The 23705-nt window shown below is 31.7% G+C and carries 22 protein-coding genes and 2 tRNA genes; 5 read left to right on the plus strand and 19 right to left on the minus strand.

Going from position 1 to position 23705, the window contains the following annotated elements; translation table 11 throughout:
- Positions 1-289 precede the first annotated feature (289 nt).
- Positions 290-1648: an MFS transporter gene (locus B6D18_RS09325; protein ID WP_086364203.1), complete on the plus strand. Its 1359-nt coding sequence runs from the start codon at positions 290-292 to the stop codon at positions 1646-1648.
- 355 nt (positions 1649-2003) lie between these two features.
- Here the strand turns inward: B6D18_RS09325 and B6D18_RS09330 are convergent, their stop codons facing one another.
- Positions 2004-2936 carry a DMT family transporter gene (locus B6D18_RS09330; RefSeq protein ID WP_158092564.1) on the minus strand — a complete coding sequence of 311 codons (933 nt, stop codon included), beginning with the start codon at positions 2934-2936 and terminating at the stop codon, positions 2004-2006.
- Complete coding sequence (locus B6D18_RS09335; protein ID WP_086364205.1) at positions 2923-3300, minus strand: hypothetical protein; 378 nt, start codon at positions 3298-3300, stop codon at positions 2923-2925. The genes B6D18_RS09330 and B6D18_RS09335 overlap by 14 nt, the downstream gene beginning before the upstream one ends.
- A 99-nt stretch (positions 3301-3399) precedes the next feature.
- On the opposite strand from B6D18_RS09335, the gene B6D18_RS09340 reads away from it, so the two are divergent.
- On the plus strand, positions 3400-4311 hold the full coding sequence (locus tag B6D18_RS09340; RefSeq protein WP_158092565.1) for a LysR family transcriptional regulator: 912 nt from the start codon (positions 3400-3402) through the stop codon (positions 4309-4311).
- 236 nt (positions 4312-4547) lie between these two features.
- On the opposite strand, the gene B6D18_RS09345 is transcribed toward B6D18_RS09340, so the two are convergent.
- From B6D18_RS09345 to sbcB, 12 genes are all read right to left on the minus strand, one after another.
- A tRNA-Gly gene (locus B6D18_RS09345) sits at positions 4548-4623 on the minus strand.
- 17 nt (positions 4624-4640) lie between these two features.
- Positions 4641-4728, minus strand: a tRNA-Leu gene (locus B6D18_RS09350).
- Positions 4729-4947: 219 nt separating this feature from the next.
- Complete coding sequence (gene pgsA / locus B6D18_RS09355) at positions 4948-5502, minus strand: CDP-diacylglycerol--glycerol-3-phosphate 3-phosphatidyltransferase (protein ID WP_065578773.1); 555 nt, start codon at positions 5500-5502, stop codon at positions 4948-4950.
- 107 nt (positions 5503-5609) lie between these two features.
- Entirely contained in the window at positions 5610-7445 is a 1836-nt protein-coding gene (gene uvrC / locus B6D18_RS09360) for an excinuclease ABC subunit UvrC (protein WP_086364221.1), read from the minus strand.
- Position 7446: 1 nt separating this feature from the next.
- Positions 7447-8124, minus strand: a complete 678-nt coding sequence (artM, locus tag B6D18_RS09365) for an arginine ABC transporter permease ArtM (protein WP_086364207.1) — start codon at positions 8122-8124, stop codon at positions 7447-7449.
- 9 nt (positions 8125-8133) lie between these two features.
- Complete coding sequence (gene artQ, locus B6D18_RS09370; protein WP_086364222.1) at positions 8134-8865, minus strand: arginine ABC transporter permease ArtQ; 732 nt, start codon at positions 8863-8865, stop codon at positions 8134-8136.
- Between the two features lie 129 nt (positions 8866-8994).
- Positions 8995-9729: a transporter substrate-binding domain-containing protein gene (locus tag B6D18_RS09375; protein ID WP_086364208.1), complete on the minus strand. Its 735-nt coding sequence runs from the start codon at positions 9727-9729 to the stop codon at positions 8995-8997.
- A 29-nt stretch (positions 9730-9758) separates the two neighbouring features.
- Positions 9759-10487 (minus strand): arginine ABC transporter ATP-binding protein ArtP, encoded by a 729-nt coding sequence (artP, locus tag B6D18_RS09380; RefSeq protein ID WP_086364209.1) that lies wholly within the window; start codon positions 10485-10487, stop codon positions 9759-9761.
- Between the two features lie 299 nt (positions 10488-10786).
- Positions 10787-11434 carry a vancomycin high temperature exclusion protein gene (locus B6D18_RS09385; protein ID WP_216818936.1) on the minus strand — a complete coding sequence of 216 codons (648 nt, stop codon included), beginning with the start codon at positions 11432-11434 and terminating at the stop codon, positions 10787-10789.
- Between the two features lies 1 nt (position 11435).
- A complete protein-coding gene (locus tag B6D18_RS09390; RefSeq protein WP_086364210.1) occupies positions 11436-12125 on the minus strand; it encodes a CidB/LrgB family autolysis modulator in 690 nt (229 codons plus the stop codon).
- Entirely contained in the window at positions 12122-12565 is a 444-nt protein-coding gene (locus B6D18_RS09395; RefSeq protein ID WP_086364211.1) for a CidA/LrgA family protein, read from the minus strand. Before B6D18_RS09395 ends, B6D18_RS09390 begins: the two co-directional genes overlap by 4 nt.
- Positions 12566-12671: 106 nt before the next feature.
- Entirely contained in the window at positions 12672-14105 is a 1434-nt protein-coding gene (gene sbcB, locus B6D18_RS09400; protein ID WP_086364212.1) for an exodeoxyribonuclease I, read from the minus strand.
- Positions 14106-14547: 442 nt separating this feature from the next.
- Here sbcB and B6D18_RS09405 point away from each other — a divergent pair, with 442 nt between their 5' ends.
- Together B6D18_RS09405 and B6D18_RS09410 are read left to right on the plus strand one after the other, a co-directional pair.
- Positions 14548-14940 (plus strand): hypothetical protein, encoded by a 393-nt coding sequence (locus B6D18_RS09405; protein WP_086364213.1) that lies wholly within the window; start codon positions 14548-14550, stop codon positions 14938-14940.
- A 675-nt stretch (positions 14941-15615) separates the two neighbouring features.
- Entirely contained in the window at positions 15616-16458 is an 843-nt protein-coding gene (locus B6D18_RS09410) for an endonuclease (RefSeq protein WP_086364214.1), read from the plus strand.
- Positions 16459-17146: 688 nt separating this feature from the next.
- Here the strand turns inward: B6D18_RS09410 and B6D18_RS09415 are convergent.
- The 3 genes from B6D18_RS09415 to B6D18_RS09425 form a co-directional block, all read right to left on the minus strand.
- Complete coding sequence (locus B6D18_RS09415; protein WP_086364215.1) at positions 17147-18208, minus strand: alpha/beta fold hydrolase; 1062 nt, start codon at positions 18206-18208, stop codon at positions 17147-17149.
- 227 nt (positions 18209-18435) lie between these two features.
- Entirely contained in the window at positions 18436-18942 is a 507-nt protein-coding gene (locus B6D18_RS09420) for an SCP2 domain-containing protein (protein ID WP_086364216.1), read from the minus strand.
- A complete protein-coding gene (locus B6D18_RS09425; RefSeq protein ID WP_086364217.1) occupies positions 18943-20571 on the minus strand; it encodes a Na+/H+ antiporter in 1629 nt (542 codons plus the stop codon).
- A 150-nt stretch (positions 20572-20721) separates the two neighbouring features.
- Between B6D18_RS09425 and recO the strand changes: the two genes are divergently transcribed.
- A complete protein-coding gene (gene recO / locus B6D18_RS09430; RefSeq protein ID WP_086364218.1) occupies positions 20722-21414 on the plus strand; it encodes a DNA repair protein RecO in 693 nt (230 codons plus the stop codon).
- Positions 21415-21484: 70 nt separating this feature from the next.
- Here the strand turns inward: recO and B6D18_RS09435 are convergent, their stop codons facing one another.
- A complete protein-coding gene (locus B6D18_RS09435) occupies positions 21485-22180 on the minus strand; it encodes a hypothetical protein (protein ID WP_144063971.1) in 696 nt (231 codons plus the stop codon).
- Positions 22181-22329: 149 nt separating this feature from the next.
- Positions 22330-23424, minus strand: a complete 1095-nt coding sequence (locus tag B6D18_RS09440; protein ID WP_158092566.1) for a GntR family transcriptional regulator — start codon at positions 23422-23424, stop codon at positions 22330-22332.
- Positions 23425-23705: the final 281 nt, after the last annotated feature.

Consider the following 23705-nt stretch of genomic DNA (forward strand, 5'->3'; position numbering starts at 1 on the left):
AATCTCCAAAAAAAATCAATGATATTTTTATTTGTTATTTAATTTGTAATCAACATTAATATACGCTTTTTAGCTAAGTTGTTTAAATTTCTTTTTAAGCATAATTTTTAAAAATTAAATAAGCTAATTAGATATTTTCACCAATAAAAACATCAGAAAAAAGGATGGAACAATTTGAACAAAAAGAATATCTCATTATTGCAACTTTTAATTGTTAGTTACGGCTATATTCATTTTTTTCTAAGAACAATTAGCCATGAATGAAACTAAATTGATATGAGGTCTATAAATGACTAAAGTAGTAGATAGTTCTAAATCAATGTATTCTATTTATATTACATGTTGTTTAGGATTATTCTTATCAACATTAGATACTGGTATTATAAACTTAGCGTTAAATTCATTTTCTGTCGATTTTCATGTTTCTTTAGAATATATCGGATTATCAGTTACTTTATATTTATTATTCCTAATTATTTTTCTTGTTCCCGGCGGTTGGCTTGGTGACTTTTGGGAGCAAAAAATAGCATTAATAGTAGGCTTCTCTCTATTTGGTCTAACTTCATTGATTGCTGGATTTTCAGATTCTGCAAATCAACTTATTTTATCTAGATGTGGACAAGGAATCGGTGCTGCATTATTGCAAGCAAATTGCTTGGGATTGGCTGGTTTACAATCAAGTAAACAGAAAATAAGATTAAATTCTTTCATAATGTTGGCGATAAGTTTAGGACCAATTTTAGGGCCTTCTTTTGGCGGTGTTATTTTAAAATTATGGGGATGGCAAGTCTTATTTCTTATTAATGTCCCATTGTGTATTATGGGATGTCTTTTTTGTTTGAGAATAAATAAATCAGTAACAATACTAAAGAAAAAGACTTTCGATCTAAAAGGAATGATATTATTTTTCATTCTGTCAGTCGGTTGTGTTTTTCTTCTTTATTCTAATAATATAAATCTATCTTTGGTTGAAAAAAATTTCATTGGTATTTTTATTTTAATCATATTTTTATTTTTTTTGAGAATAGAATTAAAAAGCGCCAATCCTTTTTTTCCTGTTAAATTATTATTAACCTCGTCAATTAGATACATTTCAATTGGTAGCATGCTATTTGGATTGACTGCAGGCATGCTCTTTTCAGTATCACCTCTCATATTTATAAAAGAAACTAGTTATTCAATTGACTATATAGGATTAATTTGTACTGCGGCACCTATTGGGGTCATTTTAAGTGTGTTTGTCAAAAAAGTAATAAATTCAAGTTGTAATAAAATAATACTAATTTATGCTTTACCTCTGATGCAATTTGCTTTCGCCTTACTTTTCTTTATGAGTTTTAATATTTCAGTCTTTAATTATGTTATAGCTGCTTTGTGCTACGGTTTAGGTGGAGGGCTATTTCAAAGTTCATTAATTCAGATCGCGATGGTTTCCAAAAAAGATAAACAATCAACGATTGGAGGCTTATTGAGGCTTTTTCAAAATGGAGGAATTATTATTGGGTCAGCATGTTCTTTAATGTTATTAGAAACAAATATATCCCCTTTAGAAAATATTTCTAGCTATCAAAAATTATGGGGTATTACTTTTGGCGTACTCTCTATCATGTCTATTTATTCATATTTTTCTTTATTTAGGAAAAATTAAATGAAATATCATTTTTAGTGTTGTGGTTAACATTGCAAACAGATAATTTTCAAGATAAATCATCGTATAGAAAAGTGTCTGAAGGAAATTGTAAAATTACATTCTAATCACAATTTTATTCTAAACTGTTTTTTAGATAAGTAGTAACATTTTGTATAAACGAATAAATTTAGATACCACTATAAATCTTACGTTAAGGTTTAGTAATATACATAGATAAATAGGCTAATGAATTATCTGATTAGATAAGGAAGATTGATAGTAAACATACAAATTTCAGTTGTTTTTCAATTTGATATCAGCACTGTTCAATAGGGTAGTATAAAAATAGAACCGCCCATAAGGGCGGGATATATTAATGATTCTTGAATGTTTTAGTTTTCAATTTAGCTTGTATGATTTTATATGAACCTGTAGCAAGAATTACACCACAAATAACAATTAATGCGCCACTGATTTGTAATGGATTAGGCTCTAATCCAGAGCATAAGGATAAAATCATCGTAAATACAGGTACTAAGTTAAAAAATACGGCTGTATTGGCTGCTCCAATTTCTTTTATACCGAGATTCCAGAATAAATATGCCAATACCGAGCCACATACAGCCATGTAGACTAATAATAAATGGTTTTTTATGGTTATATTATTAAGTGATATAAGTAAATTGTTGTTATAAAAAGTAAATAATACAATGCCGATGGTGCCAAATAACATGGTATAAGTTGTAGTTTGCAATGGTGTCGAGTTAGATATATATTTTCGTGAACCGACAGTATATGTCGCCCAAGCCAAATTACCCAACATAATAATGAGATCACCGGAACTGAAATTTAGCGAAACTAAATTGTTTATTGAACCGTTACTTACCACAATAACCACACCCAATAAACTAGTCAACATACCAACGCTTTGTACAACAGTAATTTTATGTTTATCAATCATTGCCGCCAATAATGCTGTGGTTATCGGAGATGTTGCCATTATTAATGCTCCATTAATAGCTGAGGTAGTTTTTAAACCAATAAAAAATGCTAAATTAAAGCCTGTTATACCTAATAAGCCGAGAGCTATAAATGCAATCCAGTTCTTTTGTAATGCCACAATATTATTTTTATCTTTTAATACCATGAAAATCATGATAATTATCGTCGCAATAGTAAACCTTTCGGTTGCGACCACAAAAGGAGAAGCTTCCGCTACCACAGATGATCCCGCATTAAAGTTTGATCCCCAGAAAAAAGTTGCAAGAATGACTGCTATTAACACTAAAAATCTATTTCTTAACATGATCTTTATCTCCATAAAATGGATCAAGGTTAAACAAAAATACAGGGAAATTTTGCCAACTATTTAACAAATTATTGATAGATTCAGTAACTTTAGAAGGTTTAATCATGAAATTTTTTTGACCGCTAGAAAAATTAAATTTTTCTGTCACATTGTCGCTAGAATCGATGTTAATTTTATTAAAGATGATATTGCAGCTATTGATGCCGAGTGGAAGAGAAAATACTGGTAAATTATTATTACTGCCTTGATTAGCAAATTTTGATAATGAGCTAGAAAACCTATTTGCATTTTCTTGCTGTAATAATCTGACGACTATTATATTACAGTTTCCAGTCGTAGTGCCGTCGATTGATCCTTTCATAGATAATATTCTTATTTAGATAATGTTATTAAGTAAAATAATATTATTATTGTCCCATTTATAATACAATTAATGTATTTTAAATATAGAATTCCAAAAATGAAAAAATCAATTTCCTTAAATGACCTTAATCTTTTTGTAAATGTTGTTCAGGCTGGTAGCCTTACCAAAGCCTCTGAACAGCTCTCGATCCCTATGGCGACTATTAGCCGGCGTTTAACACAATTAGAAGAATCGATAGGGGAACATCTGTTAAATCGTAGCACTAGATCTGTATCAATGACTTCCCTAGGGCAGATGTATTTTGATCAATGTGTTAATCCTTTAACAGAATGTATGATGGCTGTTAAGTATCTAAATGACACCCATTATCAGCTATCAGGAACCATAAAAGTAACAGCTCCAATTAATTTAACTCACAAATGGTTATCGAACTGCATTTTTTCTTTTATGAAGCAATATCCAGATATTAAGATTGATCTGATGGTAACTAACCGTATTGTTGATTTAACTGCGTTGAGCATCGATGTTGCAATTCGCGTCGGAAATTTAGATGATAGTAACTGGGTAGCAAAAAAATTATTCTTTTCAAAAAATATTTTATGTGCATCACCTAAATACTTGGTATCAAATTCGGTTCCTTTACATCCAGTAGATTTGAAAAATCATAGACTAATCTGTTCTAACGCTAGTAATGGATGGACATTACAAAATACTCAGACACAAGAGTTATATATTGCAGATATGCCATTTAATTTTATTGTTGATGATATACAGTTGATGGTAAATGCTTCTAAGCAGGATTTAGGTATTTGTTTTGTTTCTGAGCAATTTGTTCATGATGAGATTCAGAATGGAGAGTTAATTCCAATTTTAACCGAGTGGGTTGGTATCCCTCGTCCAGTTTATGTAATGGTTAGAGATAGAAACTATATCCCTAATAGAGTAAAAATATTTAAACAATATATAGAGCAATACATTAAAGATGAAAATGTTAATTATCAAATTTAACATCTTAAATATATCCATCTGACACTTTAATTATAAAGGTCAATTGCAGTATGTTATTTATTATCTAGGTGGACATTGTTTGCTTTCATAGTATAAAGATATTTATAAATACAATGTCTATAAAGCAATAGATATAACTGTATTTTTTATGGCTCTATATGATTTTATACTACAAAGCGAAAACATATAGTTTATTGTAGATAATAGCTTGCTATGAATATCGATTGAATTTAAATTGGAGCGGGAAACGAGGTTCGAACTCGCGACCTCAACCTTGGCAAGGTTGCGCTCTACCAACTGAGCTATTCCCGCATAAGAGGTGTTTTAAATGGTGCCCGGGGCGAGACTTGAACTCGCACGGCCAAAAAGGCCGAGGGATTTTAAATCCCTTGTGTCTACCGATTTCACCACCCGGGCTCAAAACTGAGTTCCGAAAGGTAACTGCGTTTTGGATGCTGTGCATTTTACCTATCTTATCATTTCAGTCAATAAAAATTTCAAATTAATGGTTTGATTGCTCAATGTTTGACTGATTAGTCGTTAAATTAGGCTATTTTGTCTATTCTTACAAAATTATTTAGCAAACTTAATTATTAAGGCACTGCATAGATAATTTTGCCATTTTTATAAATATGTTTAATCTTCGTCTAATAAATCACTTTGCGCGATCCAAAGATATTGCAACATAGATAATAAAGTTAAGACAGTTGCAATAAGTAAGGCAGCCAGACCTGCATATATAACCAGATCGCAAGGACGCCAAAGTAACCAAGTTAACGCTGTCATTTGGGCAATAGTTTTAATTTTACCAATTGAAGATACCGCAACATTATTGCGTTTGCCAATTTCAGCCATCCACTCTCTTAATGCTGAAATGATGATTTCTCGAGAAACGATGATGATAGCCGGAATAGAAATCCACCACGCTTGATAATACTGAGTGATAAGTACCAATGCGATCGTCACCATTATTTTATCGGCGACAGGATCTAAAAAGGCGCCAAATTTGGTAGTTTGACCTAATCGACGGGCGAGGTAACCATCAAAAACATCTGTAACTGCGGCAATTAAGAATAATAATGCCGAAAAAAAGCCAGACCATTCATGAGGAAATAAATAGAATGCCAACACAAAAAAAGGAATAAGTATTACTCGAAATAATGTTAAGAATGTAGGTAAGTTGATTTTCATGTGACATTAGCTCATTTTGTTTTATTAATCAATTGGTTAGTGATAATTAAAAAAACAGTGTTTTCTTACTGATTATGTTGCCTGAAAAATGTTAATTTTTCAATGTGTTATTGCTGTAAATTTAGATAAATTTTTTCAGCTAACGATTTGGAGATGCCTTGTACTTGGGCTATTTCATCTATACTAGCATTTTTTAGCTCTCTAAGCCCGCCAAAATGTTTTAATAATGCTTGGCGTCTTTTTCCGCCAACGCCTTCTATATGCTCTAACGCACTATCAGTTAATTGTTTAACACCTTTTTTACGCTGACCTACAATCGCATGGTCATGTGATGCGTTACGGATTTGTTGAATTAATAATAGAGCAGGGGAATGATCATCTAAATAATAACCTTTACCATGGGCTTCAAAGAAGAGTGTTTCTAAACCTTCTTTACGCTCAGCACCTTTAGCCACCCCGATTAAAATAGGATGATGTTTATCCCAGTTTACTTGTAACTTCTCAAATACTTGTAAAGCTTGATTAAGTTGTCCTTTACCACCATCAATAAAGATAATATCAGGGATTTTATCTTCAGGGAGATCTTTTTTACTATAACGGCGAGTTAATACCTGTTCCATTGCTGCATAGTCATCACCTGGGGTGATACCGCTAATATTATAGCGACGGAATTCAGATTTAACCGGTCCTTTATCATCAAACACAACACAAGAAGCGATAGTGTTTTTGCCCATAAAATGGCTGATATCAAAACATTCCATTCTATTGATTTTCTCAATACCTAAAAAGGCTTTTAAAGCATCATATCTTTGTTTAATGGTTGAGTTTTCTAATAGTTTATTTTTAACTTCCGTTTGAGCGTTAACTGTTGCAATATTTAATAATTTAAGATTATCACCTTTTGGTTCATCAACTAATTTAACTTGATGTTCGGCGACGATGGATAAAGTTTCTTCCATCGCTTGTTTATCTGACAACGAAAAATTCAGAAGAATTTTCTTTGGAATATTCCTGTTTTGATTACCTTGTAGATAAAATTGTCCTAAAAATGTCTCAATAACTTCTTCAAGTTCAGTGTTAGAGGGAACTTTAGGAAAATAAGAACGATGACCAAACGTCTGTCCATTACGGATAAAAAGTACATAAATACAAGCTAGGCCGAGTTCATAATGAAAACCAATTACATCTAAATTATCATTATTATTGTAGATAGCTTGTTTTTCATTAATGTGTTTGATTGCTTGTAACTGATCACGTAGCGCTGCTGCTTTTTCAAAATTAAGCTCACTACTGGCTTTTAACATATCAGCAGTAATTTTTTTTAAGATTTCATCTGATTGTCCAGATAAAAATAATCTAACATAATTAACTTGTTCATTGTAATCTTCATCGCTAACTAAACCGGGTACACAAGGGCCTAAACAACGTTTAATTTGGTACTGCAAACAAGGACGTGTTCGATTACGGTAAGTACTATTCAGGCATTGCCTTATCGGAAAGGTCTTTTGTAATAATGCAAGAATTTGTTTAACTGCATAGCCACTCGGGTAAGGGCCAAAAAACTCATCTTTTTTACGATTAACGGCTCCACGGTATAAAGATAATTGTGGGTGGCGTTCTTTACTTAATTTAATAAACGGATAGCTTTTGTCATCTTTAAGTAAAACATTATATCTTGGTTGATATTTTTTGATATAAGTCTGTTCAAGCAAAAGAGCTTCGGTTTCGGTGTTGGTGATAGTGAATTCTATCCGATGAATATGACTCACCAATCGATCGGTTTTGATGGTTTTTTTACTACTATTAAAGTAACTTTTTAAACGATTATTGAGGTCTTTCGCTTTTCCCACATAAATGATGGTATCTTTATCATTAAACATTTGATAGATACCTGGTTTATGTGGGACAGTTTTTAAGAAAGAAACAGAATCAAATTGGCTCATATTAGTTTTCAAAGGTGAGGGCTTTTTTCTCTATTATCCTCATAATGGTGCTTAAAATACCATTTATCAAGAGGTAGATAAGCCCAGCAACAATAAAAATAGAGAAGTCATAGTATTCACCATTTAGTGTATTACTATATCCCATAAGATCCATAACAGGAATCATTGATGCTAGTGCGGTTCCCTTGACCACAAAGACAACTTCATTAGAGTAAGTAGACAGTGCTCGTTTTAATGCATATGGCATTACAATTTTAAGTGTTTGTCTTTTATTCATGCCTAATGCACTACATGCTTGCCATTGCCCTTGTGGAACAGCTTTTAAAGCACCATAGAAAATTTGAGTAGTATAAGCGGCACTATTAAGCGTTAATGCTAAATAAGCGCAAAACCATGGTGATGAAATAAATTCATAAAAAGCTGGTGTTTTACTTAAAATTTCGCCAAATTGTGAAGGACCATAATAGATCAAAAATAGTTGAACCAATAAAGGCGAACCAGTAAAAATAACTATATATCCACGTATCGTTTTCGTTAAAAGCTTTGAATTTAATGATAAAAGAGAAGAAAAAACGATAGCTAAAAAACCAGCTGATAATATGCCTGCAACACTTAGGCTTAAAGTATCAGGTAGACCTTTTAGAATGATTTTTAGATAGTAAATGAAATTATCAGACATAAAATGACCTTACTGACTATTAGCTGATGACGGTTGTTCAAATTTGGTAGCGTGTTTTTCAATACGAGAAATAACACGTTGACTTAAAACTGATATTACTAAATAAACAAGCATAGCAATAAAATACCATAAGAAAGGTTGGTTGGTTCTTGCAACAATTGTTTTGGTTTGCATCATTAAATCATCAATCGCTATTGCAGATACAAGGGCGGTATCTTTTAATAAAATTAACCATTGATTACTTAAACCAGGTAATGCATGGCGCCACATTTGCGGCATTATTATGCGGAAAAAAGTACGGGATTTACTAAGTCCCAATACTTGAGCTGCTTGTTTTTGTCCACTAGGTATCGCTTTAAATGCTCCACGTAAGGTTTGCGAAGCATAAACGGCATAAAGTAAGGATAAAGCAAAAACACCACATAAAAATGGATCGGGTTGAGTATTTTCAATATTCATTTTTACGGTAAATGATGTAAAACCAAGTGGAATGGTAAAACCATCATCTAATGCCATCAACAGCAGAGGTAAACCGTTATAAATTGCTACTACAATCAATAATTCGGGTAAAGCTCGAATAGTTAAATTAAATAATGACATTAACCACGCAACAGGTTTAAAGGGTACTGATTCTAAAATAGTAAAAATGAACGCAAAAAACATGCCGACAATCAACGATACAAAAGCTAATGATAACGTTATTGCAGTTGCTTTAGTTAGCGGCAAAATATACCCATCCATAGAAGGAAGTAACCAGTCGATACCATGTGCAAAAAAGTCTGACATAAAAAAACCGTAATTAAATTAAAAAAATAAACTCGCCGCAGAGTATGCGGCGAGATCTCAACGTACAGATTTTAGTAAATAATATTATTTACTAAACCATTTTTTATAAATAATATCTAATTCACCATTTGCTTTTAATTTATCAATTGCTTGGTTGAATTGTTCAAGTAATTGATCATTTCCTTGACGTAAAGCGATACCTAAGCCTTCACCAAAGAATTCATGATCGGTAATTTTGTCACCTAAAGCAATAATGTCAGCATCCTTACCTAACCATTCTCCAGCAACAAATGAGCTCGAAACAATAGCATCAATACGTTTTGCTTTTAAATCTAGAAAAGCAAATTGGTAGCTGTCATAACTTACTGCTTTAACATCAGGATACTTTTCATTTAAGTATTTTGAATAAGTTGTACCTTTCTGAATACCAACTTTTTTACCTTTCAATTGATCAAGACTGGTTAATGAGTCTTTCAAAGTAATGAATTGGATTGAGCTGTCGTCGTAGTAGATTTTAGTAAATGCAACTTGTTTTTGACGCTCTGGAGTAACATCAATACCAGCAATTGCTGCATCAATTCGACGAGTTTTAAGGCTAGGAATTAAACCATCAAATGATTGATTAACAATTTTGCATGATACTTTCATTTCTTCACAAAGCTTATTCATGACGTCAATATCGAAACCAACAATCTCATTTTTGTCATTAGTAAATTCGAAAGGCGCATAAGTTGCTTCGGTACCAATAGTTAATGTTTCTGCTGCTTGAGCTGCGAAAGCAGATCCTGCAAGTAAAATCGCTAGTAATGTTTTTTTCATATTTCCACCCAATCTGGTTCTAATAAATATTAATGTGATAGATAAGCTTTAAATTTTTCGGTTTTTGGATGAGTAAAACACTCAAGTTGTCCTTGTTCAATAATTTTACCTTGTTCCATGTAAATTACTTGTGAAGCAACTTTACGTGCAAAATCGACTTCATGAGTAACAATAATTTGTGTAATGCCGGTTCGTGAAAGTTCATTTATAATCTCAGCAATTTGTGATGTAATTGCTGGATCTAATGCCGCTGTTGGTTCATCAAATAACAAAATTTTCGGTTCCATCATTAATGCTCTGGCAATAGCAACACGTTGCTGTTGCCCACCAGAAAGATGGAGAGGGTAGCGATGTGCCATTTCATCAATTTGTAGACGAGCTAAAATTGACATCGCTTTATTACTAGCTATTTGTTTTGATAATTTTAATACTTGGCATGGTGCTTCAATTAAATTTTCCAAAACGGTTAAATGTGGCCATAGGTTGTAATTTTGAAAAACCATGCCAACATTTTTGCGTAGCGATCGAATCGTTGATTCACTTATCTTTTGCGAAAAATCGAAATGTGAATCAGCAATCGTCATTTTACCTGATGTTGGAATTTCAAGTAAATTAAATACTTTCAACAAAGAGCTTTTTCCCGCACCACTTTGACCAAGTAAAACAATTGTTTCACCTAAAGGGTAACATAACGAGACATCATTCAATGCCTGATGAGTACCATAAAAACAGTTAACATGGCTTAATTCAATATTCATTAGTATTAGATAAATTATTTAAATTTTAATTGACTAAATATTACTTTTTTTTGCATAAAAATGCAATCTAAAATATTAGACAATCAATTTATAGGCGGATTGTTAGCCTAAAAAATATTAGTTTTATATTTTCATTGTTTAGTTTTATCTTCAATTAAAGTGTTGTGATATAAAAATATCTACTAGGCTGATATATTATGGTGGGAAAATGTAACACTCAGCAATAACTTAACCAATTCGTATAAATTAATGGCTTAAAAACCCCTTTCCTCAAAATCTTTAATCGGTTTTAGCAAAATTTATTCATCATTATTTATAATAGGGATAATAGGTCCAAGATATTTAGGTTTTTTATTCATTATATACAGATCAATAAAGGCACTAACTCGAGCAAACATCTCGCGAATACGAACTAACTTCATACTCTTTGGGGCTGGAACGGCAAAACACTGCGCTTGAATATCTTGCGCAAGAGCAATAAAAATAGCTCGCTCACAATGGAACTCTTGCGTAATAATAGTAAAATCATCAGCATTAAAAACTTTATTAGCCCGAACAACTGAATCGAAGGTTCTAAAACCTGCATAATCCAATACAATCGATTCTTTAGGAATACCTGCTTTAATCAGATCTTTTTGCATCGTGATTGGTTCATTATAATTTAAATGACTATTATCACCACTAACTAATAGATAATCGACTTTTCCTTGTCTATATAGATCAATAGCGCCATCAATACGATTGCGATAAAAACCATTTATCCCTCCACCTTTTACATATTTAGATGTACCTAATACTACACCAATTGTTCGATAGGGAAGTTTATTTTCATCATGATAAATGTAGGGTGCAGTTTTATAGCTTATCCAATAGTCGAGACTAATTATTACCGCTATTAAAAAAAATAGGAAGGTAATTAAATAAACTATTAGCTTTTTTAATATCATGCTAAAACCAATCAAAAATAAATACCAGTATTGGAAATAAAAATGGTGCTGTCAAGGAAGTCATAATACCACATAGTACCAGCGATAAAGAGCTATAAGCTCCTTCATTATAATCTACTTCAATACAGCGAGCAGTACCAACAGCATGTGATACAGCACCGATTGATAAACCTCTGGCAGAAGCTGTTTTTATTTTAGCCAAGTTTAGCAATTGATGAGCAAAAATCCCGCCTAAAGTTCCAACAAGTATTACACATAATGCGGCAATAGATGGAACACCACCTTGATTTTCTGCGATAGTTACCGCTATGGCAGTGGTAACTGATTTAGGCAGTACCGAGGCTGCAATTTCATTACTACCTCCTAACCAAAATGCAATACAAACACCTGTCACCATAGAAGCAATTGAAGCGGTAAAGGTGATTATCATGATGGATTTCCAACGGGCTTTTATTTGTGGGATTAATTCATACAAAGGGTAAGCCAAAGCAACAACTGAATAAGGGAGTAAGTCATTAATAATTTTAACATTTTTAACATATTCAATATAACTAGTCTGTGTAATTAATAAAATAGGAATTAAAACAAGAACCGAAATCACTAATGGATTAAATAGTGGATTTTTGATTTTAAAGGAAATTTTACGAATCATAAGAAAAACTAGAACAGTTAATGGTAACATCCATATCATGATTGTTTCCCCTTATTATCAGACGATTTTACCGCTGGTTTATGCAAATGCTCTGTAAGATATCCGGTTAAAAATAAGACAATAATTGAACCGCCAACACTGGCAAAAATAATCGGCAGCCAATTAGCTAAAAGTAGTGAATAATTATCCATGATCCCCATTGCAGCAGGAATAAATAGCACAGTCATATAGCGCATAAAAAGATTGCAACTGTTTTTGATCCAACGCGTTGGTATAAGTTGAAATGCTAATAAAAAAAACAAGATTAATAGACCAATAATACTACCAGGGATCATGATTGGTAAGATTGCCGAAACAATATTACCAGCCCATAAACAGAGGGTTAAAATAATTAAGCCCCGACCATAACTAAATAGTGTGTAATATAAAGAATAAAGTCGATGCTTAATTGTTGCATGTTTGGCTAAAAAATGTTTCATAGTTTATATACTAATTGTCTTAAAATTAAATATTGACGGTATGTCCGTCGTTTAGAAAGGGCGGAGAACTAAAATCAGAAACATATAATACGCCCCTGTAATTCAATTATCCAACTAAATAATGACAATATTGGTAAAGTTGCTTTAATAAAGTGAGCTTTTCCGGTTTCTGTATATAAATTTCGGCTAGTTGTTCAAGTGATTGTAAATAATTTTGTATCTCAATGGTATTGAGTTTATCTCGACAGTGATCTTGCCAAATGCGTTGTTCTTGTTCGGTTAATGCTTGCGGATAATTTCTCGCTTTGTAGCGAAAGAATAATGTGGTTAATCGTGGATCATCGAAAGTGATTGATAAAGTTTCTAATAAATGAACTGGCGTGGTTCTTATAGTTTCACAACGTAATAGATCTTGACCATTTAAAAATCCACTATAAATTTGTGCATCAACATCACTACTAACTGGATAATCATTATTGATACTAAATAGCTCACGCATTTTATCCTGTAACTTATTTTGGTTTTGTAGTAGTTTTTGTTGATTAATTAAACATTGTTGTTTATCTATATTAAAACGCTTTGCGTTATCAGCTAATAATGTGCTTAATGGCGCAATAATTGGACATTTATTTATATGAATCAGTTTTAATGGAATACGCTGCTCGTCTAACTCAAGATCGGCTGTTTTGGTGTAAAGTTTTTCCTGAATAGTCTCGACTGGTAAATCAATAATTGAATCAATATCTCCAGTTAGGTCACAGACTATAACTGCATTATTTTGAGTTGGATGCCATGCAATAGGGCAGACTAATGACATATTGCCTCTATGGCTACCTAACATTCCTGATACATGAACAATAGGTGTCATATTTACAATGTCAATTAGCTCGGCAACCTTGTTTTTATTACGTAATGTAAAGAAATAATTGAACAACTTTGGTTGGGTTTGTTTGATAAGTTTTGCCATGGCAATAGTGGCATACACATCTGACATTGCATCATGAGCATGCTCGTGGGCGATATTATTCGCTTTAGTTAAATCTTCTAAACGAAAACTCGGTAAACCAGCATCATTAGTTGGCCAGTTAATACCTTCAGGTCTTAATGCATAACATGCTCTAACGACATCAAGCAGATCCCAACGTGAATTACCATTACGCCAACTGTAAGAGTAAGGATCATAAAAATTACGATATAAAATATTGCGAGTGACTTCATCATCAAAGCGGATGTTGTTATAACCTAAGATACAAGTATTCGGTCGGTTAAATTCTTGATGGATTAGTTTGGTGAATTCAGCTTCACATAAACCATTTTGATTTGCTTTTTGTGGTGTAATGCCAGTGATAAGTACAGCTTCAGGATTGGGTAAATAATCTTGCGCTATTTGGCTATAAATGACTAAGGGTTTTTCAATGATATTAAAATCACTATCGGTTCGAATGCCGGCAAATTGTGCTGGACGATCTAAAGCCGGATTGATGCCAAAAGTTTCGTAATCATGGAAGTAAAAAGTAGGCTGTATTTGATCGTTTTTCATTCTGTTATTTTGCTCTTAAGTTTTCATTTTAATTTCAATTGATTATATCATTATTTAGCTAATTTTATTTATGGGCATTACAATGATGTAAAGATAAATAAATTCTAATAGTTAATCTTTAAACTGACTTTACAATAAGTTATAAAAAATTATTTCAATTATCTTTGTTTATAATAATACTCAAAACATAGGTTTTATGATAAATTTATTAAAATAATTAATTTGTTAAATATTGATGAATAGTCGTTTTTTTAAGTTAATTTTAAAAATTGGATATTATATTTGTTACCCTGTCACAAATGTTATGTTTTAATCCTTATTAATCGAAAGATTGATAGGTTAATAAATAGCTAATATGCTTTTTATCTTATATAAAATTTATTTTATCTGTATTGAAGAAAGAGTTTAGAATTGTAAGAATAGTTAATTTGGATGAATTATTATGTTATTAGTTTATCTTCAAGATGATGTTGTGATTGACGGAAATATAAAATTATCTCATTTTATTTTTACCGATATTAAAGTATCAGACGATGTGGTCAGTATTGAGTTTGTTCCTGATATTATTGAAAAAAATGAGCTAGCTTCAGATATTAATAAGCGAAATAAAGGTATAGCTCAATACTTTGGTTTTTATTTCGAAGAAGAGGATAATAAGGAATTAATACATACTTATTTTGATTCAGCTATAGAAACCCATATTGATAGAAATTTTTATGATATATTCATTCGTTTAAGACCATTTATGATAGAGCACTACAAAGGGAATGATGTTAATCTTGTTGATTTAGTTGAAGATGGATTTAATATAAAAATAACACATATCAAAAAATAAATTTATCACTATTTTATATAAAAATTGTATGAAAATTAAAAGCTATAGACGACAGCAGATTAAACACTAAAAAGAATAGTTTTATCGGTAGTAATTCCAGAAAAGCACTTAAAAAAGATATAATAACACCTAAAGCTTGTTCTTGTTGGATATATGGAAATCCAATGAAATATCTAAATAAAATTACGCTACAAGCGCAACGTTCGATATTGAATTATCAGGAAAGCCTTTTCTAAGGCTTTTTTATTATCTTTAAAGAAATTAGTCGCTTCGACCGACCTGGTCGGCTCCTTACATATTAATATCAATAGCAGTTTCTTTAATCACAGCTATATTATCGATATTTAATTTAAATCTTTTATTTTTATACTACGATTTTTGTTACTATGTAGATTTATCGCAACTCTAGTTAACACCAATTAAACCACCTTGATTTTTTAGTTAAATTGTTGTTATAATTAAATTAAATATTGTAAAAATAACCTTTTGCCTATATTGTAAACTATCAAGCTTACTAATAGTAGCAGAATTAAAATAACTATTTCACTGTAATTCTTCTTAAGTCGTTATCTAATAAATAGCGTGATGTTATCAGTCATCTTGTTGATGATTATGCTTTTAAGCTAGCTTACATGGAATGTAAATAATTTATTGTTTCATTATTGGTGTTTCGAAATGGATTTCGTAAAAAAAATTATTCTAGCTTTAGCTATTTGTTTCGTGTTTACCACAAATTGTTATGCTAAAAACTGTAAAAAGGGTATACCTTGTGGTAACTCATGTATATCAACCAATAAAACATGTAGGATTGATTCTTATCATGTTTTAGGTGAATCTCAATCAAAATCTGCTTCTGTTGAAGTAGAATCTTCAAAAGTTGCAATTAGCAAGCAAAATTTCAATACTGCTAAAACTCGATTAGTTAAAATTTATAAATCAAATCCTAATCAAACAACATTCTATTGTGGATGTCAATTTTCATTCGATAGTAATAAAAGTTTCGTAGATTTTAACCAATGTGGCTATAAACCAAGAAAAAATGAACAAAGAGCATCTCGCATCGAATGGGAGCATGTTATGCCTGCAGAGAATTTTGGCAGGCATTTGCAATGTTGGCGAGAGGGAGGGCGTAAAGAGTGTAAAAAGGATCCAACCTTTAATGCAATGGAAGGTGATTTGCATAATTTACAACCAGCTATTGGTGAAGTGAATGGTGACCGATCTAATTATCGATATTCACAATTTACCAAAGAATTTAACCAATATGGACAATGTCAGTCTGCAGTTGATTTTAAAGCACGAATTTTTCAACCTAGACAACAAATTCGAGGCGTAATTGCACGAACATATTTCTACATGCGCAATAAATACAATATAAATTTATCGGATTCTGATAATAAGTTGATGGCAGCCTGGAATGAGATGTATCCACCTGAACAATGGGAATGTGATAGAAATCGACAAATAGAAAAAATTCAGGGTAATGACAACAAGTTTATCAGTGAAAAGTGTAAATAATGAAAACAAAATTATTTTAGTATTAGTTTTTTTATTATTGTTATAAAAAATGCTTAGGTTTTGCTCATCGTAGAACAAATGTTGCTCGGGTTCGTTATTATTCTTTTCATTCTTTCCAATCTAGTAGAGGAAAGGACAGCGAAACACCGTTAGATAAGATTTTTTTAAGTATTTTTATTATTTTCTTTCTTGGTATATTTTTTCTATCAGCGATAACCGTAATTGGTTAGCTTAAAGAAACTAAAGCAAAATTATTAGTAAAAGAGAAAGAAAAGCGTAATATACTTGATCGGATAAAGTTAGAGGAAGCTAGAGCAATTAAAAAGCGGTGTCTCCTAAATTTGGAGTGTACAAACTTAAGAAATATAGAAAAAAAAGTAAAATGTATTGATTACTAGCGATTTTTTAAGTTCATTTTAGCTAATTAGTCGCTATATGATTTTATACGACATTATGTCTAATAAAGGTAACTTGAGTAAAATCACATTATATTTTATTTATAATTATCTACAGCAAAAAGTATTGTTTGATCTTACAATAAGACTTATTGGATAAAGTTTAAATGTGATGGAATTTATATTGTTACTTTATTATATCTGTTTTTAAAGAGTTATATTATCTTTGCAATTCTAATCAGAATATTAAAAGTGAATATAGGGATATATTCACTTTTAATCGATGTTTTAATTTAGTAATAGGTTTCGAGTTCTTTTAAAAATATTTTTAATTCCTCAATCCAAAGGTTTGCATTCATTGTAGTGCCATGACCACTGGTTTTGTCACTGGCTGGGATAAGATAATATTTGGCTGCTACAATATCTTTCAATGCTTTTTCCATCAAACCAGTATTTGGCGGATTTCTTTCATCATCTTCTGAGTTAATAACTAAAATAAACGCCTTTATCTTAGTTAAATCTTGTGTTGGATCAAAGTTTCTTGCGGCATCCCATTGATATAAAAAGTCATTAGTATCCATGCTAACACGTTCTTTTAACTTGTCTGATAATATTTCTTCTGTTTTTGCCGTATTATAGGCCTTATTTTGCCAAGCAATATCGCCACCATTAGTCGCTATATCATAATAATTATAAACAGTTTGAAATTTTTCTGGCTGTTTAATATAAAACCCATTGTTCCAATCAGGATCATCTTTAATTGAAGTGATAAGTATTTTTCTCATAATCCAATTTCGACTAGACATTGGAGAAGGGGTTGCAGCCATTGGAATTGCAGCTGTCATATAGTCGGGATATTTAGTAATCCATAACCAAGTGTTCATGCCTCCCATTGAGTTCCCAATAATAAGCTCAAGATGATTTATGCCTAATCCATTTTTCAACAGTTGGTATTGAGCATTAACCATGTCACCATAATCATAATGAGGAAAATCTCCTTTTAGTTCGTCAGAAGGTTTTGATGATTTACCCGTACCAATTGCATCAGGTAATATAATAAAATATTTTTCAGCATCTAACGGTTTTCCTTTATCAAATAATGCATGCCCGAAACTATCATTAAGCATTGAATTACCATCGCCAGTTGTGCCATGTAAAATTAAGACTGGTTTGCTCTTAGGATTTCCGAGTGTGACATAATGGATTTTTAATTTTTTGACTGTATTACCATCATTAAATCGAAAGTTATTGATAATATAATCACCTTCATTTCTATTGTAAAAATCAGTACAAAATCCAGGCGTAACAATGATAAAGGAAATAAAAAATAATAGTGTTTTTGTTATATTATTCATAATTGATTCTCTCCATTATACTTATGCAAAGCTAACATTGTTTTAACGGTAAGAGATGGGGCAGGTAGAGAATAATTAACGAAGTAGTGATCCATCGTTAATATGCATATTAATTTAATCAATACTAATTTTTCAATAAAAATGACTTCTATTTACTAAAAATAATTAGTATTTAAATAATATCAATTAATAAAAAAGGGAATTTATTATTCCCTTTTTAGTGTGATTCAGTCTTTAGGTGCACTTTCAATAATATCTGCTAATTTTTCCAGTGTTATTCTCAAAAACTTTGGCATAGCTTCTATTTCAATTGAATCCATTAGGTTTTTTACATAAAGACCTAATTCTGTATCACCTTCAACAATTAGTCGACGTTGGAAAAATAATGTATCAGGATCTTGTCGTCTAGTTGCAATCATAATCAAATCGTTAGCATTACCAATAAAGCTAACATCGGGAATTTCTTCACGACTCACAACTAGTTTGTTATCAATTAAACTCACAAACCAAATTAATTGCAGATCGGTTACTTGTATTTTAAGCCAACGATTTTCTAAAAAGTCGAGATCACCATCTTCAAGCGAATTTTTGAACTGTAATTGCAGCAATTGTTCAATCGTTCGCTTTTTCAAATCGAAAGGTATACAACGTAAAGTTAAACCTAGCACTTGTGGTGCTTTATCGACAAATTGAGAATGAATTTTGCCAAGTAATTGGTGTTTATTGCCAATCATTTATGCATCTCCAGAAATCATCTTCTCATAAATATCTAAATCTGTGTTGAGATGCTCATACGTTTCTTCACTCACTTCATTGCGAATTTTCATTTGAAGTAATGCTGTACGTTCAGCACCAATTGCCACCAAGCGCATACGTCTTTCAAGATTTTCAGCTTCAAGTGCTTTTTGTTCTAAATCTTTAAGTCCTGTTCTACGTCTTAATGAACCAATTACCCGCGATCCTACTTCATGAATAATCTCTTGATCTAGTCCTTCTTCTGAAGTTTCTTGCAAAAGGCTGGATTGCATTTTTTCAAGGCTAACGATAGCTTCTTCTGCCATCTGCCCTTTAACTGTTAAAATTTCATTGTCTTGTGCTGAATTATCCAAAATTACACTACCGCGTAAAAGGATAGGCAATATAATTACTGCTGAAATTAATGAAACTAATATGATCCCTGCAGCAATAAATACTAATTGGTAACGACCGCCGATAGTCATTGGAATTGATAATACACCAGCTAAAGTAATCGCTCCACGGACACCAGCAAAAGTTGAAATCCAAAGATCACGATTGGTATATGCTCTGAATGCTAACGGGCGTTTTGTTCCGAAAGGCATTGTTGGCATATGTTTCATTGCCCATAACCATGCGAATCGAGTGCCCATTAGGACTACAAAAACAAATAGAACAATCAAACATAATTGCCATAATTCAATTGAAGCATCGGTCTGATTTTCGGTAAAAGTAGTTGATAAGATACTTGGCAATTGAATTCCTAATAAAAGGAATACAAAACCATTAAACACGAAGGTTAACATTGACCATGTACTATCAGATTGTAGACGGGCTGTTAACGGTGCATTTCGCATCATACCAGATTGGTTTACAGTCATACCTGCACTAACAGCCGCTAGAATTCCAGAACAATGACATTCTTCAGCAATGATATAAGCCGCAAATGGTAGTAAGAATAGTAATACAATTTGAATAGCAGGATCATTATGAGTTAATTGGTTTATCTTACGTAAGATTCGTGCATATAACCAAGTAAATAAAACCCCTACAGCAAGTCCACCAATTGCAACCACGAAAAATGAAATGCTGATTTGTAGTAGGTTAAATTGCAAAGCACCTGCCGCTATTGCGATGGCAAATTTTAATGAAACAAGGCCAGAAGCGTCATTCATTAATGCTTCACCTTCAATGATTTCCATTTTTTCTTTTTCAATTCTTCCTTTACCGACGATTCCACTAAGAGCAACGGCATCGGTAGGAGATAGTACTGCTGCTAATGCTAAAGCTGCTGGTAATTCAACGTTTGGAAGCATCCAATAAAGTAGATATCCTAGTGCAATAATTGAAATTACGACTAATACCAGAGCTAATCCGACAATTTCTCTAAAATTGTAGACAAAATCTTTCACTGAAGTTTTTCGACCATCAGCAAATAACAAGGGAGGTATGAATAATACGAGAAAGAGTTCAGGATCGAATTTCAAATACACACCCAAAGCAGCTAAAAGACAACCCAATAGTATTTGCATTAATGGCAAAGGAATTTGGATCGGCAACATTTTTATAACAACACCAGAAAGTGATACAATTAAGACCAGAAGTAATATTGTTGAAAATAGTTCCATAGTTACTCTTTTGTTATTATCCTATAATTAAGTATTGATTATATCGGATTTTTAATAAAATTTCAGATTAAAATTGCCTAAATCATACAAATTTTAATCACTCTCGTTTTTTAAATAAAAAACAAGCGTTTTTATTGACGGAAATCATTGATGGAAAATTGGCAAAGAGCATTTGTTCTTCATACTCGTACCTATAGCGAAAGTAGCTTATTAGTTGACTTATTTGTTGAAAATGTGGGTAAAGTGACTATTCTAGCTAAAGGGGCTAGACGTAAAAAATCAGTATTAAAGGGGATTTTACAACCTTTTACACCATTGATTATTCAATATTCAGGCCCGGGGGAAATCAAGAATTTGCGACGAGTTGAGGCAATATCTCTGACATTACCGCTTGCGTCAGTTTTTTTATACAGTGCTTTTTATTTAAATGAGTTATTGCATAGAGTGTTATTGGCTGAAACCGAAACTAATACGCTATTTGATGATTATTTGATAAGCCTACAACAATTGGCACAACAAGTGCCAGCTGAAAATGTGTTGCGTGCATTTGAATTAGCATTACTTGAGAATTTGGGCTATCACGTTGACTTTTTTCATTGCAGTGCAACGGGCGATGATATTGTTGAAACCATGCATTATCAATATCAATCAGAAAAAGGTTTTATTAGTAGTTTGCTACAAAATAGTACCAGTTTCACCGGTGAACAGGTCTTAGCTTTAGGTAAAAGAGAGTTTCTAACTATCGATACCCTTAAAGCTGCTAAACGTTTTACTCGAATGGCTTTAAAACCTTATGTAGGTTCAAAACCTTTTAAGAGTAGAGAATTATTTTTGAAAATTTAGCTTTTGATTTCACTATTCCACCAAAGATTATTGGTGGAATAATTTATAACTATAATTTACTCGATTAAACTTAATATTTTGGTGGTTTAGCATATTTGCTATTATAACTATCGGCAGGGAATGCGTTAAAATTCGGTGCTCTCTTATATTGATTACTATTTTCCAATGGGAAAATTGCTGTACCAATTACTCCAATATTGTTTGCTGAACCTTCATCGGTATGATTTGCATAAGTTTTAGATGCTTGCGAAAATGTAAATGTGGCAACTTCACTGTCGTTTTTTCGAAATCCTTTAATTGATAACGTACTATAAGGTCTTAGAATGTAACCATTATTTTTCAATGAACCTGCTTTTCCGTTGATAACATCTAATCCGTCAACTGTAGCTACAATTTCATAAGTATTCTTTGAATAATTGACATAATAAAGTTGATAACTTTTGCCTGCCTCACCTATCATGTTAATTTTATTACGTAATCTGTAAAGAGACCATTTATTATTGTTATCATCGATTATTGACATGCCAACATCGCCATTTAACATGAGTTCCTTAATTATTTTTCCATCCGACATAAATTCTTTCTTCGAATAATGGATTACCGCAATGTCTATAGGTGTGTCATTAATGCGATCTAATTTAACTTCACGAACATGAGATTCGACTCCTTCGCCCCACTGAGTTCCTATACCTCTATCATTTGAAGTATTATTTGTATTGATTGCTTGTTGACATCCACTTAAAATTAAACTGATTAAGCCAATCATTAATACATTATATATGTTATAAAATTTATTCATTAAGATTTCCTTTTCTAAATATGTTCAGTAACATATACAATATTATATATTTGAATATATATGTAAATATATATTAATTTTGGCTGTATTTTATCGACTGGTTATTGAGTTCTTTATTATGCTCCACTTGATGCACGGATAACTAATTCACCATTTACGTATATAGTACGAATTGGTAAGGTTGGATTATTTATCCTTTGGATTAAAGTTTCTACCGCAGTCAAAGCTATACAAGCTAATGGTTGTTTATAAGTAGACAGTGGGGTAGATAGATGTCCTGCATAATCAGCATCATCAAAGCTAATCGTAAATAATTTTTGTTTTGGATTTATTCTTTGATTCAATGAGATTAATTGCATTGCTGTAAAGTCATTACCACAAACTACATGTTTAATGTTCAATTTAGCCAATTGATTAATTACTTTTTCATCAATTTGTGGTACTTGAATTATCCAATCGTTAATTTTTGAAATACCTGCATCATAGAGTGCTTGTTTATAACCAATTGTTCTTAAAGCAACGGTATTAGCTGAATCACTTTTTGATACAAATGCAATTCGAGTATTTTTCTGTTCAATAAAGTGATTTGTGACAACGTAACCTGCGGCAATGTTATCGATACTAACTAAGTCAGCTTTACCTCGAGAAGGGAAAACGCAATAGTCTCTCTCTAACAATATACAAGGAATATTGTAGAGTGTCAGATAATCCATTATTCTTTTATTTATGATATTCGCGTAAGGGTGAAACTCTAAAGGCGTGAAAAATATTCCGTTAATATTATTTTTTGTATAATTAATGATGACTCTTTCTACGTCATTTATAATAGATTGTATATCCTGACTTTTGGTCAGCATCCCAGCCCATAAAAGAGAAAACTGATAATTATTGGCTAAACTTGCTATCTCAGAATATAAACTATCAAGAATCATTCTACTTTCATCTTGTTCTAAACGAGGAGCCAATATTCCAAAAATATATTTGCTTACTTGTTGATCTTTGGGTTGTCTAACATAAAACTTACCACCTTGTTTGCCTTCAATATAACCTTCCGTTTTTAATCTTGAAAATACTTTACTAATTGTTGGTCGGGAAGTCTTATATATTGCGCTTAAATCAGTTGAAGAGGGAAGAGCACTGTTACAATCTAAATCTCCACTTTTGATCTGCAATAATATTTCCTGATAAATCTGCTCACATTTATTTGCCATCATATTACCTATAGAACATTAATTGAATATACCTAGTATGACATAACCATTAAACTTGATAAATTAAATTTTACAAGTTCCTCAAAAAAGTGACTTTGATATCATAAATAATAAAAAGAAATAGATTAATATTGTTAAGATTGTTGCAGATAATTAGACTGAATTTACTCAAAATATATTGCAAAATATTTTTGGGTTTTAGTTTTTAAGGAAATTATTATTACAAATCATTAGATTATCTGAGGTGAGATTATGAAAAAATTCATAACATCGTTTTTAAC

Origin of the sequence: Gilliamella sp. A7, assembly GCF_002142015.1 — a bacterium.
Taxonomy (GTDB): Bacteria; Pseudomonadota; Gammaproteobacteria; order Enterobacterales; family Orbaceae; genus Gilliamella; species Gilliamella apis_A.